This is a genomic window from uncultured Fretibacterium sp., assembly GCF_963544685.1.
Classification (GTDB): domain Bacteria; phylum Synergistota; class Synergistia; order Synergistales; family Aminobacteriaceae; genus CAJPSE01.
In genome coordinates this window covers 1-12,851 of sequence record NZ_CAUUGJ010000071.1, presented here as the reverse complement: position 1 = coordinate 12,851, position 12,851 = coordinate 1, and the positions used below count along the sequence as shown (strand labels likewise).

Here is a 12,851-nt window from a genome sequence, read left to right as displayed (position 1 = left end):
TACCAATACGGTGCGCGTACTTTCCCGCGACGAGGAGACGGTCCTCTCGGGAAGCAAGGAGGAGGTCGCCGACGGGGTCTGGGATCTCGTTGCCGGACGGGGCCTGTTTTAGTGGACTGCCGTGTCGATGTCGTCGTCCCCGGCCCCTGGTGGACCCCCCTGACCTATGCGGCGGAACGCCCCCTGCCGACCGGGGCCCGGGTGCGGGTCCCCCTGGGACGGGGCACGCGCGTCGGGTTCGTGCTGGGCCCCGCGGAAGGGAAAACGCCGCCGAAGAATCTGAAGACCGTCGCCGAGCTCTTGGACGAGGGAAACGTCCTGGGGGGCGATCTGTGGGATCTGGCCCGTTGGATGGGGAGGGCCTTTCTCTGCGGAACCGGCCAGGCCCTGCAGACGATCTGCCCCGGCGAGCTCCTCAGAGGGGAGCCCGCCCCGTCGGCGGACGGGCCGGAGCCGTCCGGGGCCGTTTTGAGGGAGTCCTCCTGTTTCGATCCACGGGATGAGGTGCGGACCGAGCTCTACATGCGGCGGCTGGAACAGGGAGGACGGACGCTGCTCCTTTTTCCCGAGAGACGGATGGCCAGGGCCTTTTTCGGTCGCCTGCCCCCGAGGATTCGGGCCGAGGCCCTCCTGTGGCCTTCTACGGGCGGAAAGCGGCTCTGGAGGGCCTGGAGGGAGGTTCGGGAGGGGCTTTTCCGCATTGTCGTCGGAGGGCCGGGAGGGGTCTTCGCCCCGCTCGTACCGGAGATGATCATTGTGGACGACGAGTCGAATCCCGGTTATATCGCTCAGCGTCCCCCGCGGGTGTCGGCCCGCAGCCTGGCGGGGCATCGGGCCGCCAGGCTGGGAGCGGAGCTGTTCCTGGGCGGAAGGATGCCCTCCTCCAAGACCTTTTTGAGGACCTCGCCCCAGTGCTGCGTGCTGCCCGAACGGCGATGTCTCGTTTTTGCCGACATGCGCCGCTCTCTCAGCACGGAGGCACGGGGTGTCGAGGGGACGCTCCCCCTGACGGTGTCCCTGTTGGAGAGGACGCGCACGGTCCTGGGGGAGGGACGGAATGTCCTGTGGATACTGGACCGCCGCGGCGAGGCGGCTGAGGTTTACTGCTCGGACTGCGGCAACCCGGTGACGTGTCCCCGGTGCGGGGGGATCATGCGTGCCGAGGGGAACGGCGGGCTGCGGTGCGTCCGCTGCGGCGCCGGAGAGCCCCTCGAACGTCTCTGCTCCGTCTGTCGCGGCGCCCTGTGGATGGGGCGAAGGCCCGGCCTCGAGGCCCTGGCCGAGATCGCCGGACGCCTCATCCGCGGTTATCCGGTCCTCCCGAGCGAGGCGGCAGGGCACGGGAAGGGGAGCGGCGCATCCTTGATCCTGGGGACGCGCGGCGCTCTGGCGCTCTGCGACACGCTGGACGTGGGGCTGACCGCATGGCTGGACCTGGAAGCCGAGCTGCGGAGGCCCGAGTACGGCGCACGGTTCCAGGTCTTCAGCATGCTTTGGGAGTCCTGTTGGCGGGGCCGCCCGGCGAGGGCCGCGAAGGAGCGCCTCGTGTTGGTCCAGAGCCGCCGTTCCGGAGCCGTCTGGCGGGATGTTCTGGCCCGGGGCTGGGGGGGGTTCTGGCGCGACGAGCTGGACAACCGCAGGGAGCTGGGGCTTCCTCCGTTCGGGGTGCTGGTGCAGATCGAGCCGTCCCCGGGCGGGGACCGCGGGGAACTCCTCCGCACCCTGGAGGATGCCGGCTTTTTCGTCATGGACCCGGGGGAGCCCGATCTGCCCCTCTGGGTGAGCGCCGCCACCACGGAGGCCTTGTGGCAGGTTCTTGCGCCCCGTTTTGGGATCGGGCATTCCCGCGAGGGGTTCCCCACCGTGACCGTGTGGGCGGAGTGACCCTGGGGCGCCCGACCGTTCCCCGGGAGGAGGGAGGACGATGCAGGATTGGCGTTCGGCGGCCCGCGATATGGTGGAGTCCCAGCTGATCCCCCGGAATATCCGGAACGAGGAGGTCCTGAAGGTCATGGCCTCGCTTCCGAGGCACCTTTTCGTCCCGTTCCGCTACGCGGAGGACGCCTACATCGACAGGCCGCTGCCCATAGGGGGACGGCAGACGATCTCCCAGCCCTACATGGTGGCGAAGATGACGGAGCTTCTGGAGGCGGAAAAAGGAATGAAGGTCCTGGAGATCGGGACCGGATCGGGATACCAGTCCGCGGTCCTGGCCTCCATGGGGCTCGAGGTCTGGTCGGTGGAGCGCGTCGATCTCCTGGCGAGGCGGGCGCAGAAGCTCCTTTCCGACATGGGGTTCGGCGTGAAGGTCTTCCACGGAGATGGGCGTCTGGGTTGGGCGGAGGCCGCGCCCTTTGACCGCGTCATCGTCACGGCGGCCTCGGAGCGCGTCGAGCCGGCGTGGGAGGACCAACTGGCGCCGGGAGGGTGCCTGGTCGTGCCGCAGGATGTAATGACGGGAGGACAGAGGCTCCTCGTGCGCCGCAAGGGGGATGCCGGGTACTCGGATACCTGGTATGATTATTGCCGTTTCGTCCCTCTGCTGGAGGGAAAGGGCGACAAGGGGGCACCGCTTTAGCGTCGCTTGCCGCCGTGGGAATATTATAATTAGGTTGTCTTTAAGGAGCTATCCGTTTGATGAAACTCAGGACTCTGGCCTTGGGGGGCATGGTCGCCGCCCTGTATGCCGCTTTGACCGTGCTCCTCGCGCCTCTCTCCTACGGGCCGGTTCAGCTTCGTTTCTCCGAGGGGCTGACGCTTCTGCCCTATTTCCTGCCCGAGGCGGTCCCGGGGCTGGCCGCGGGCTGCCTGATCGCCAATCTGTTCGGAGGGTACGGGGCGGTCGACGTGGTCGTCGGGACGGGGGCGACGCTGCTGGCCGGGGTCCTGTCGCGCCGGATGCCCTGTCTGTGGATGGCCGCGCTGCCTCCGGTCCTGGTGAATATGCTGCTGATCGGGGGAATGCTGCATGTTCTCGTTGGAACCCCTCTCGCGGCGACCTGCCTGTACGTCGGGCTGGGCGAGGCGGGGGCTTGTTTTCTGATAGGCCTTCCCCTGATGCGTTCGCTCGAGAGGCGCGGCATCCTCAGGCGGGGTGTCGGGGGAAGTGTACGGTAAAGGGGGAAGGGGTATGTACAGCTTCAAAAATTATTACTCGATCTTGAACGTCTCCGAGACGGCCCCTCACGACGAGATCAAGGCGGCTTTCCGGAGGATGGCCAAGCTCTATTCTCCCGATGTCAACCCCGACCCCTCCGTGACCCATCGTTTCGAGGAGATCCTCGAGGCCTGGGGGGTGCTGGGCGACGCCGTGTCCCGCAGGGAGTACGACCGGAGCCGAGGGGTCTGGGACCTCATGGAGGAGAACTCTCCGTATTCCGTCGGGAGAAGACCGGACCCCGTTCGGCCGAGTGCGGCGCCGTCCTCTCCGTCCCCGTCCGTCGATCCCATCGAACGGGTGAAGGTCGATCAGGCGGGGGATCTCGGGCACACTCCCCGCGGGTGGGTTCCCCACGGCCGCGAGCGGGATGGGAAGGCGGGGGAGTATTTCGAGCGCTCCAAGGTTCCCCTGTTGGTCCTGGGCAGCCTTTTTCTCCTTTGGCTTTCGGGGTGGCTGAGGCTCGAAAGCCTGAGCGATGGGCGTGGCGTGCTGAAGGCCTTCCTGCAGGGCATAATCTGGGGACCCTTTTTCTGGCTGTCGTTCTGGGGCATTCGTTTCCGCCTCCCCGCGCTGGGGGACGGGCGGAAGCTGGGGGTCCTTTATCCCTGCCTTTCAGGCGCGCCCTACGCTTTTTGCGCCCGATGGTTCCTCAGGGACGTCCGGGAGCCGGCCTTGCCGCTCGGCGTGGATTGGCTTCTATGGTACGCCTCCTTCGTCGTCATCTTCGCCACTTTCGCGGTCCTCCTGGAGCCGAAGGGCTCCGAATCTTCGATGTAAAACCGTAAAACAAAAATGCTTGACAAAGTTTCGGCGTCTCTCTATAATGCCTGAGTTCATGAGAGCATTGGCTTGCTGTCACGGTCGGGGAGTGGATGCGGCGTGAATGGCTGGGACGACGACAGGGAGCGCCTGGAGCGCCGGATGCGTTTCAATGCGCTTTACGATCTCTATTCCCCCCTCCTGACGGAGCGGCAGAGGGATGTCTACGAGATGCTCTATTTTTCCGATCTCGCTCCGGCCGAGGTGGCGAAGTCCCTTGGAATCACGCGTCAGGCCGTCCATATTCTGGTCCGCCGCACGATGGACCGTCTGGACGCCATAGAGCGCGACCTGAAGTTTGCCGAGATCGTCGAGCGCCTGGAAGGGCGCATCCGCGAGCTGGAGGAAAGCCTGAGGCGATATACGGATGTTTGAATCCCTGAGATCGAAGCTGGAGTCCGCATTCTCCCGACTGCGCGGCAAGGGCAAGCTGTCCGAGGCCGATGTCGATCTCGCGCTGCGCGAGATCCGCAAGTCGCTCCTGGAGGCGGACGTCGACTTCAAGGTCGTCCGAGATCTGATCGAGAGGATCAGGGCGCGGGCGGTCCAGCTCGACGTCCTGGAGTCCATCTCGGCGGCGCAGCATGTCTCGACCGTCGTCTACGAGGAACTGATCGCTCTCATGGGGGAGCCGGCCCCCTTGACCATCGCCCCGAAGCCGCCGACCGTCATCCTGATGGCGGGCCTGCAGGGGAGCGGAAAGACGACGACGACCGTCAAGCTGGCCCGGCGTCTCAAGGACTCCCACAACCCCCTGGTCGTGGCCTGCGATCTTCGCCGTCCCGCCGCCGTCGAGCAGCTGAGGGTCCTGGCCGAGCAGTCCAAGGTCGCTTTCTTCGGCCCCGCGGACGGGGGACAGGATGTCCTGAAGGTCGTGCGTGAAGCGGCCGATTATGCGGCCTCCCGCCTGCACGACGTCATCCTGTTGGACACGGCCGGACGCCTTCATGTCGACGGAGAACTGATGGAGGAGCTCGGCGCCGTCGCCGGGGTCCTGCCCCCTCAGGAGAAGCTGCTGGTGGTCGACGCCATGATGGGGCAGGAGGCGGTGAACGTCGCACGGTCGTTCCATGAGCTCCTGAGCCTGACGGGCCTGGTCCTGACCAAGCTGGACGGCGATGCCCGGGGCGGAAGCGCGCTGGCCATACGGGCCGCGACGGGGATTCCCGTCAAGTTCGCCGGCGTCGGAGAGGGGACGGATGCGCTCGAGGTCTTCGATTCCCGGCGCATGGCCAGCCGCATCATGGGGATGGGGGATATCCAGGGGCTGCTCGAAAAGGTTCAGGCCGCGGGGGTGGAGGAGACCACCCAGATTGCGGAGAGCCTCAAGGACAGGCACTTCACCCTGGAGACCCTGCTGCTTCAGTTCCAGCAGATAGAGAAGATGGGGCCCTTGGGCAAGGTGATGGAGATGGTGCCCGGGTTCAGCCGCATCAAGGGGATGGACGCCTCCCAGATGGACGACTCGGTCATTCGCCGCAACAAGGCCATCATTCAGTCCATGACGCGCTCGGAACGGCTCAACCCGAAAATCATCAAGGGATCGAGGCGCAGACGTATCGCCATGGGATCGGGGACCTCCGTCCAGATGGTCAATCAGCTGCTGGCACAGTACGAACAGATGAAAAAGCTCTTCAAGACCTTTTCCTCGGGGGGCAAGGGGTTCAATCTCCGCTCCCTCTTCGGAAAGCGGGGGCGTTTTTTCTAAGCGTATTTTTCAGGAGAACGACGGGGAGTCTTCCCCTTCGACTTTCCCCCTCAGGGGGTAATTTTCTTGTTTTTTTCAGTTTTCTCAAAGCTTGCAGGAGGTGTAGTATATGGCGGTACGAATTCGTTTGTCGCGTCTGGGCAGGAAGAAAGCTCCGTTTTACAGGCTGGTGGTTGCGGACTCGCGTTCGCCCAGGGACGGCCGGTTCATCGAGTTGATCGGGACCTACAACCCCATGACCGACCCGGCGGCCGTGGCCATCGACGAGGATCGCGCGCTGTATTGGCTGAGCGTCGGGGCCCAGCCCTCGGATACGGCCAGAGGACTTTTGAAGAAACAGGGGATCTGGGAGAAGTTCGAGAGCGCGAAAGCCCACTAGCCCCCGCTTCTCAGACGGGGTCCGGGGAACTTCCCGGATGTTGGCCGTTGCCCCCTGAACCTGACAGCGGCCTGGTTTCGTACCATATCTGTCTCACATATCCGAACAAAAAATAGGAGGTGCCGCAATGGTCAACTATAAGGAGCTCGTCGAATTTATCGTCAAATACCTCGTAACGCAGCCGGATGCCGTTAGCGTTGAGAGCGGAGAGGAAGAAAATGGTACCAAGGTCATGATTCGCGTCGCTCATGAGGATGTCGGACGCATTATCGGAAAACGGGGGGCCACGATAAATGCGATTCGGCTCCTGGCCAAAGCGGCCGCCGTCAAAGCCGGAGAAAAGGTGGATGTCGACATCGTCGAGGAATGAACGGGCGGAATCCGCCTCGGCCTCGAACATCCCCGATGGGAAGGTGGTTATCGGGCGCGTCTCCTCGCCCCACGGCGTTCGAGGGGAGTTGACGATCGTTCCCCTGACTGACTTTCCCGAGCGTTTTCAGGAGATGGATTCCCTGGACCTCTACAGGGAGGGCGTCCTGCTGTCCACGCTGAACGTGAGGCGGATTCGCTTCAATGAGGGGAAAGACAGCCTCATTCTGGAGAGCGATCTTGGGGACCGGGACGAGGCTGCGGCCCTGTCGGGGGCTCTGGTTCTTATCGATGCGGAGGATCGCGTCGAGCTGCCGGAAGGGCACTTCTGGATCGACGACCTCATCGGACTGAGGGTCGAGGACATAGAGGGCCGCCCCCTGGGGACGGTGAAAGATATCCTTACGGCCGGTGCGAGCGAGACCTATGAGATATTGGGAGTGGATGGCCGGGTGCATTACGTCCCGGCAGCGGAGGAGTTTGTCCGGGACATCGACCTCGATCTGGGCCGGATTTGCATTGCTTTGATCGAGGGTCTCTGGGACTGATGCACGTCACGATCGTGACCGCCTTTCCCGAGTTTTTCGGGGACTTTCTCTCGACGAGCATCCTGGGACGGGCCGTGAAGCAGGGGCTCGTTCGCGTGGACCTCGTCGACCTCAGGGAGTTCGGTCGGGGGGGGTATCGCCAGATCGACGACTATGCCTTCGGTTCCGGGGGGATGGTCTTGGCCGCACCCCCGTTGGCGGACGCCCTGTGCGCCGCCGGGGAGCTGGGGGAAGGGGACCCGTTTGTGGTCTACCCCTCGCCTCAGGGCTGCGTCCTGACCCAGGAGATCGTCGAGTCCCTCGCGCGCCAGGAGCATGTGGTTATCCTCTGCGGTCACTACGAGGGGTTGGACGAGCGTTTTGTGGAGCGTGAGGTCGACCTCGAGGTTACGGTGGGGGACTGTGTCCTGACCGGCGGGGAGATCCCCGCGATGGCTATCGTCGATGCCATGTCCCGTTTGGTGCCCGGAGTGGTGGGGCGGGGCGAGGCGGTCTCCGAGGACTCCTTTTACCGCGGCATGCTGGACCATCCGCACTACACGAGGCCCGCCTCATGGGAGGGGCGGGCGGTCCCCGAGGTCCTTCTGGGCGGCAACGCGTCGGAGATACATTCCTGGAGGCGCGCGAAGGCCGTGGAAAGGACCCTGGCCAGAAGGCCGGACCTTCTTTCCCGCGCCGCCATCCGGGGATACCTGGCGGGAAACGTCTACCTGGCCGTGATGGGGGATGCCGAGGTTTTTCCTCCTCCTCTCGTCTCGGAGGTACGGCATCTGTGCCGTACCTACGGGTTGGGACGTCCGGTGTTCGTCGTGACGGACAGGGAGGGGAGGCGCTCCCTTGAATCGGCAGCGGGGGCCGAAGGGGACCCCGTCCTTTCGCCAAAGATATTCGGCTCTCTGGAGTGGGCCATCGACTGGATCGAGCGAAAGGAAAAAGGGGCGCCCCTTTTGAGGATCGCAGTCCTGGACGCGGCGTGCAGGGGGTCGCTTCATGCCCTGGAGGTCAAACGCCGATGCCTCGAGCATCCGGGGCCCGTGCTTCTTTTGTTCCCCGCCCTTCCGGAGGAATGGAGGGGCCTGGAGGGCGGCTTTTTGGTCGCCGGCCTCTTTGATGGCGGAGAGACCTTGCCCCTGACAGCCCGGGCAGCCGTCGCCCTGGATCGTATCCTGGGAGGCCGCTGAACGGAGAATGAGCTCGATGAAACGAAAACTGTTTTCCTTAAAGGAGGAAATGCGAAAGTGAATATATTGAACCTTGTGGAGAAGAAATATTTCAAGACGGAGGGGGTACCGGAGTTTCGCCCCGGCGATACCCTTCGCGTCCATGTGAAGGTCAAGGAGGGCGTCCGCGAGCGCATCCAGGTTTTCGAGGGGATCGTGATCGGACGGCAGCATGGGGGCTTGAGCGAGACCTTTACCGTCCGCAAGATCTCGAACGGCGTCGGCGTCGAGAGGATCTTCCCCCTGCACTGCCCCTCCATCGAGAAGATCGAGGTCAAGCGCCTGGGCAAGGTGCGCCGCGCCAAGCTCTACTATCTTCGTAAGCTGAGCGGCAAGGCCGCGCGCATCAAGGAGCGCCGCGAGTTCGATTAGTTCGTTTCGGGGGTCATCCCAGGGACAAAGCCTCGCCTTCCCGGCGGGGCTTTGTCCGTTTAGGGCCGACGCCGTCCTGAGGGGCCCAATGTGATATGATGGTGCTGCTGGCGTGAAAGGCGTGCGGATCGGCCGGATGCCCTCTTGTGTGTGTGGATTTTGGTTTTGCGAGCCTGCGACGCTCCCCCGGGAACGTCGTTTTTTGTATATGCAGTCGTTTTTTGTGCTCGGCAGGAAGCTGGAGGTTGAGTGTGTACCGTTTTCATATGAAGGTTTACGGCTGTCAGATGAACGTCTACGACAGTGACCGGGTGCGGACGGCACTGGTGCGCAGAGGCTGGGAGGATACGAAGGAGGCGGAGGCCGACCTGGTCGTCGTCACGGGGTGCAGCATCCGGGGCAAGGCGGAGCAGAAGGTCTGGAGCGAGCTGGGGCGCTACGCGGATGCCTGGAGCAGCGGGCGCCGACCCGTCGTCGCCCTGACGGGCTGCATCGCCCAGAGTCTGGGCAGGCGTGCGCTCTCTCGTTTCCCCTGGGTCAGGCTCGTCTCCGGGCCGCGGCATATCGGTCTTCTGCCCGACGGTCTGGAGCGCGTGATGCGGGACGGAGCGCGCGTCGATCTGCTGGACGACGACCCGCGGGATTTCTTCGATCTGGACGAGTTCACCGCCCGGCGCGAGAACCCCTGGCGGGCCTACGTGACCATCGCGCACGGCTGCGACAACTTCTGTACCTACTGCATCGTCCCCTACGTGCGCGGGCGCTTCCTGTCGCGCCCCGCGGAGGACATCCTGCGCGAGGTGCGCCTGCTCGTGACGAGCGGCGTGCGGGAGGTCACCCTGCTGGGACAGAACGTCAACAGCTACGGCAAGGACTTTTCGGACGGCACGACGTTCGCTTCCCTGCTGCGCGACGTCGCGCGGATCGACGGCCTCGACCTCGTCCGCTTCGTCACGTCGCTGCCGCAGGATTTCACCGAGGACATCGTGGAGGTCATGGCCGGGGAGCGCACCGTCTGCCCCTCCCTGAACCTGCCGATTCAGGCGGGGAGCGACCGCATCCTGAAGCTCATGAACCGGAAATACACGCGCGCGGAGTACCTCGAAAAAGTCCGGATGGTGCGGAGGGCGCTTCCCGAGCTGGGCCTGACCAGCGACCTGATCGTGGGGTTCCCCGGCGAGACGGAGGAGGACTTTGAGGCGTCCGTATCGGCCCTGGAGGAAATCCGGTTCGACCTCGTCCACACGGCGGCCTACTCCGAACGTATGGGCACACCCGCAGCGAACATGCCCGGAGCGCTGCCCCAGGAGGTGCGTCTCTCCCGCCTGACCCGCATCAATGCGGTACAGGACGCCATCACGCTCTCGATCAACGAGGCGCTGGTGGGGCGGACCTTTCGGGTTCTGGCGGATGCGCCTGCGCCGAAGGGCGAGGGGCTCCTGCAGGGCCGGACCTCCACGGACAAGGTGACGCTCTTCCCCGGCGGCGAAGAACTGCTGGGAAAATTCGTCGACGTGAGGATCACCGAGGCGGAGTCCTGGTGCCTGCACGGGGAGATTGCAGGATCGTAGTTTGAGGTGATAGGCTCGAGTGCCGAGCGGCGCCTCCCTGGCGTTTGGGGCCTTGCGGGGCCGAGTTTCCTTTTCGAGGAGCGGGTTTGTGATGGGCCGAAGATGGCTGTGCCGTAAAATATTGTGTCGCGATGCGCGTTTGAATCGCCTGGCGGATCGTTTTTCGGCTTTTCTCCAAACGCCGTCCTCCCCCGAGGAGCGCTGTTGCCGCATCTCGGGGGAAGGGCTCGAGGGCGAGTTCCGGCGCGCCTTTCTCGATAATTTCATGGAGGTCAGCTGGGAGGACGCACGGTCCGATCGCAGGACGCGTCTGTCCATGAGCACGACCGGGGACGCCTATACCCTTTATTTCTCCCTTTTCGGCGAGCTCTTCTGGTCGGAGGAGCTCAGCGGAGCGGAGTGGACGATTGGCCCCGACCGTTTCGTCGTCCTGCGGGTCCGCGAGGCCGTGGAATCCATGACGCTGACTCCCGGATGCCGGAGCATGGGGATCAGCCTGTCGGTCCCCTCGGAGCAACTGCGACGGTTTATCGGCGACGGGCCGGGATTTGGCCTCGAAGCGGGCCGCGGCTATACCGGGCGGACGTTCGTCCTGACCGATGCCGTGCGGCGGGTGCTGGGAGACCTGCAGGACTGTCCCCTGTGCGGGGACCTGCGGCTCCTCTACATGGAGGCGAAGGCCATGGAGCTGTTCTCGCTGATTCTGGAACAGGCCCGTTCCGGCTCCTTCGGGCATGACCGGGATCGCCTCTCACGGACGGAGCGTCAGGCCCTGGAGCGGGTGAAGGCCATGATCGACGCGGACATCTCCCGTCCCGTCTCCATAAGGGATCTGGCCCGCCACGGACACATCAACGAGTGCTCGCTGAAGCGGGCGTTCAAACGCGCCTATGGCCTGCCCGTACATTCCTACATCCTGGACCGGCGCATGAGCGCGGCGCGGAGGCTGCTGGAGCTCGGCCGGGGTGTGGCGGAGACGGCGTCGTGCGTAGGCTACGGCGACGCCAGCAGCTTTTCCCGGGCGTTCAAGAGAAAGTACGGCTGCAGTCCCGGCGGGGTCAAAGGGTAGGGCTCCGAGGACACTCCGCCTCCCGCGTCGGACGGAAAAGCGTTTTCGGACCCCTCGCGGCTTTATCTCTCTTTTCTCCCCTCCTTTCCATGACATCACCTCGTCCTCCATTCCCGCGCCCGGTTCGGCTGCCCGGGGTACGGCAAAAATCGAAAGGAAATCTCTCCACGCCCAGACATGCGCTGCAGAGGACTGTTCCGAGTCCTTTACAGGTATGTCTGTTTGTGTTTCAATGAAAACGGAGCAGGGGTTGGAATCCCGTTTTGTGAATGGAGTAGCTTGGAACTCGGAAGGGCTGTCGGGAGCGGCGCGCGGACCTGCGCAAGCTGCGCATCCCTGCGGACGAGCGCGGAGCGGCCCGCCTTGAAGCAGCAGGGAAAGCTGCTTTGCGCTTTTTTTGTTGTTGGCGGCTGACGCCTGGCAAGGATAGGGCACTTATCCGGGGAGGCTCCGAATGACCTACACGATAGACGAGGATGAGCGCAGGATTCGGGAGAAGTACGGGGATTTGCTGAAAGGGCTTGAGGAGGACGAAAAAGAATGTGAATCCAACGCCAACAGGTTTCATTCCCACCACTATGTCGATATTACAGCTGGAATCATTGTTTACTTATTGAGCCTGTGGTTTTTTGTCGCTTCTTTTCCCGACGCGTCCAACTTTTTATGGATGGGCATGGCAGCGGCTCTTGTTATCTATGTCAAGCGCTGGCGCGTCTATTATTTTACGGAGCTACGTATCCGTTATACTTTGGCTGTCATGTTTTTTATCCATATTTGGCTCGGCCTTGCCTTGTTCTTCGAAACAGGACATGTTGACAATGCTCTATTCGGCTGGTTTTTAAGCTATGGTTACTGTCTTTTGGGTATGCCCTTGCTGGCGTATTGGGTCTGGAGAAAGAGGCAGGATGACCGGCTTATGCTCCTGGCCTATTTGAGCGGGCTGTGGTTTATCTTGCTCTGTTGTCTTGTCCCAGCCCCAGATCGTTTTCTGATCTTTTTTTGTGCTGTCGTCGCTTATTTGAGTATGTGTCTTATAGGTTACCGAGTTCGAGAGGGGACATTTATTAAAGATCCCATGACTCTTCGTTCGATTCCTCACATTTTAATAGTACTGGTGTTGATACCCCTTTCTTTTTTCCCCAATCAAAAAATTTTGTTAAGGCATCTGCCTGAGTTCATGTCTCTTTATTTGATGGTTGCTGGATTAGGAGCGATAGAGTATCTTTTTTACGGGCTCGAAGAGTGTGGGGCATTTCGTGCATACGATTGGGCTGAATTGGAAGAGAAAAGGCGGAAAGGATGAGAAATATGTCTGACCGCTTGAACTTGAACGAGACATAGCTTGGAACTCGGAAGGGCAATCGGGAGCGGCGCGCGGACCTGCGCAAGCTGCGAATTCCTGCGGACGAGCGCGGAGCGGCCCGCCTCGATGCAGCGGGGAAAGCTGCTTTTCATTTTTTTGTCATCTATGGAAAGGAGGCTGCATGATGAACTTTCTTGCCCTTGTGCTTTCCTCTGAGAAAAAATGGGGACGCCTGGTGTTGGCTTTGATCGGCGGCGGGCCGTTGATGTTTTTCTCCGGCTAGATTGTCAATCTAAAAGCAACAGGCAAATTGAAAAAAGCCTCATTCGGGGT

Annotated in this window: 14 protein-coding genes; all 14 read left to right on the top strand. The window is 62.7% G+C overall.

The window, feature by feature from the left end:
• The first annotated feature begins 111 nt into the window (after positions 1–111).
• The 14 genes from ABLA28_RS07660 to ABLA28_RS07595 all read left to right on the top strand — a co-directional run bounded on the left by ABLA28_RS07660 (position 112) and on the right by ABLA28_RS07595 (position 12,518).
• Positions 112–1,884, top strand: coding sequence for a hypothetical protein (locus ABLA28_RS07660; protein ID WP_347713161.1), 1,773 nt, complete (start codon positions 112–114; stop codon positions 1,882–1,884).
• 40 nt (positions 1,885–1,924) lie between these two features.
• Positions 1,925–2,578, top strand: coding sequence for a protein-L-isoaspartate(D-aspartate) O-methyltransferase (locus ABLA28_RS07655; RefSeq protein WP_347713160.1), 654 nt, complete (start codon positions 1,925–1,927; stop codon positions 2,576–2,578).
• Between the two features lie 59 nt (positions 2,579–2,637).
• Positions 2,638–3,117: a QueT transporter family protein gene (locus tag ABLA28_RS07650; RefSeq protein WP_347713159.1), complete on the top strand. Its 480-nt coding sequence runs from the start codon at positions 2,638–2,640 to the stop codon at positions 3,115–3,117.
• 13 nt (positions 3,118–3,130) lie between these two features.
• Positions 3,131–3,937: a J domain-containing protein gene (locus ABLA28_RS07645; protein WP_347713158.1), complete on the top strand. Its 807-nt coding sequence runs from the start codon at positions 3,131–3,133 to the stop codon at positions 3,935–3,937.
• A 102-nt stretch (positions 3,938–4,039) separates the two neighbouring features.
• Positions 4,040–4,354, top strand: a complete 315-nt coding sequence (locus ABLA28_RS07640; protein WP_299302959.1) for a sigma factor-like helix-turn-helix DNA-binding protein — start codon at positions 4,040–4,042, stop codon at positions 4,352–4,354.
• On the top strand, positions 4,347–5,687 hold the full coding sequence (gene ffh / locus ABLA28_RS07635) for a signal recognition particle protein (RefSeq protein ID WP_347713157.1): 1,341 nt from the start codon (positions 4,347–4,349) through the stop codon (positions 5,685–5,687). The genes ABLA28_RS07640 and ffh overlap by 8 nt, the downstream gene beginning before the upstream one ends.
• A 109-nt stretch (positions 5,688–5,796) precedes the next feature.
• Positions 5,797–6,066 carry a 30S ribosomal protein S16 gene (gene rpsP, locus ABLA28_RS07630; protein WP_299302953.1) on the top strand — a complete coding sequence of 90 codons (270 nt, stop codon included), beginning with the start codon at positions 5,797–5,799 and terminating at the stop codon, positions 6,064–6,066.
• 127 nt (positions 6,067–6,193) lie between these two features.
• Positions 6,194–6,436 (top strand): KH domain-containing protein, encoded by a 243-nt coding sequence (locus tag ABLA28_RS07625; protein ID WP_299302950.1) that lies wholly within the window; start codon positions 6,194–6,196, stop codon positions 6,434–6,436.
• Complete coding sequence (gene rimM, locus ABLA28_RS07620) at positions 6,414–6,983, top strand: ribosome maturation factor RimM (protein WP_347713156.1); 570 nt, start codon at positions 6,414–6,416, stop codon at positions 6,981–6,983. Before ABLA28_RS07625 ends, rimM begins: the two co-directional genes overlap by 23 nt.
• The gene (gene trmD, locus ABLA28_RS07615) at positions 6,983–8,164 is read left to right on the top strand and encodes a tRNA (guanosine(37)-N1)-methyltransferase TrmD (protein WP_347713155.1); all 1,182 of its coding nucleotides are present in this window, start codon (positions 6,983–6,985) and stop codon (positions 8,162–8,164) included. The genes rimM and trmD overlap by 1 nt, the downstream gene beginning before the upstream one ends.
• Before the next feature lie 57 nt (positions 8,165–8,221).
• Positions 8,222–8,575, top strand: coding sequence for a 50S ribosomal protein L19 (gene rplS / locus ABLA28_RS07610; RefSeq protein WP_299078647.1), 354 nt, complete (start codon positions 8,222–8,224; stop codon positions 8,573–8,575).
• 251 nt (positions 8,576–8,826) lie between these two features.
• Positions 8,827–10,146 (top strand): tRNA (N6-isopentenyl adenosine(37)-C2)-methylthiotransferase MiaB, encoded by a 1,320-nt coding sequence (miaB, locus tag ABLA28_RS07605; RefSeq protein ID WP_314715731.1) that lies wholly within the window; start codon positions 8,827–8,829, stop codon positions 10,144–10,146.
• 91 nt (positions 10,147–10,237) lie between these two features.
• Positions 10,238–11,215, top strand: coding sequence for an AraC family transcriptional regulator (locus ABLA28_RS07600; RefSeq protein ID WP_347713154.1), 978 nt, complete (start codon positions 10,238–10,240; stop codon positions 11,213–11,215).
• Between the two features lie 454 nt (positions 11,216–11,669).
• Positions 11,670–12,518, top strand: coding sequence for a hypothetical protein (locus ABLA28_RS07595; protein WP_347713153.1), 849 nt, complete (start codon positions 11,670–11,672; stop codon positions 12,516–12,518).
• Positions 12,519–12,851: the final 333 nt, after the last annotated feature.

Bases quoted from the DNA above. Each gene is read 5' to 3' on its own strand.
- ABLA28_RS07655 (WP_347713160.1), top strand. From the start codon at position 1,925: ATGCAGGATTGGCGTTCGGCGGCCCGCGATATGGTGGAGTCCCAGCTG.
- ABLA28_RS07650 (WP_347713159.1), top strand. From the start codon at position 2,638: ATGAAACTCAGGACTCTGGCCTTGGGGGGCATGGTCGCCGCCCTGTAT.
- ABLA28_RS07645 (WP_347713158.1), top strand. From the start codon at position 3,131: ATGTACAGCTTCAAAAATTATTACTCGATCTTGAACGTCTCCGAGACG.
- ffh (WP_347713157.1), top strand. From the start codon at position 4,347: ATGTTTGAATCCCTGAGATCGAAGCTGGAGTCCGCATTCTCCCGACTG.
- rpsP (WP_299302953.1), top strand. From the start codon at position 5,797: ATGGCGGTACGAATTCGTTTGTCGCGTCTGGGCAGGAAGAAAGCTCCG.
- ABLA28_RS07625 (WP_299302950.1), top strand. From the start codon at position 6,194: ATGGTCAACTATAAGGAGCTCGTCGAATTTATCGTCAAATACCTCGTA.
- rimM (WP_347713156.1), top strand. From the start codon at position 6,414: ATGTCGACATCGTCGAGGAATGAACGGGCGGAATCCGCCTCGGCCTCG.
- trmD (WP_347713155.1), top strand. From the start codon at position 6,983: ATGCACGTCACGATCGTGACCGCCTTTCCCGAGTTTTTCGGGGACTTT.
- ABLA28_RS07600 (WP_347713154.1), top strand. From the start codon at position 10,238: ATGGGCCGAAGATGGCTGTGCCGTAAAATATTGTGTCGCGATGCGCGT.
- ABLA28_RS07595 (WP_347713153.1), top strand. From the start codon at position 11,670: ATGACCTACACGATAGACGAGGATGAGCGCAGGATTCGGGAGAAGTAC.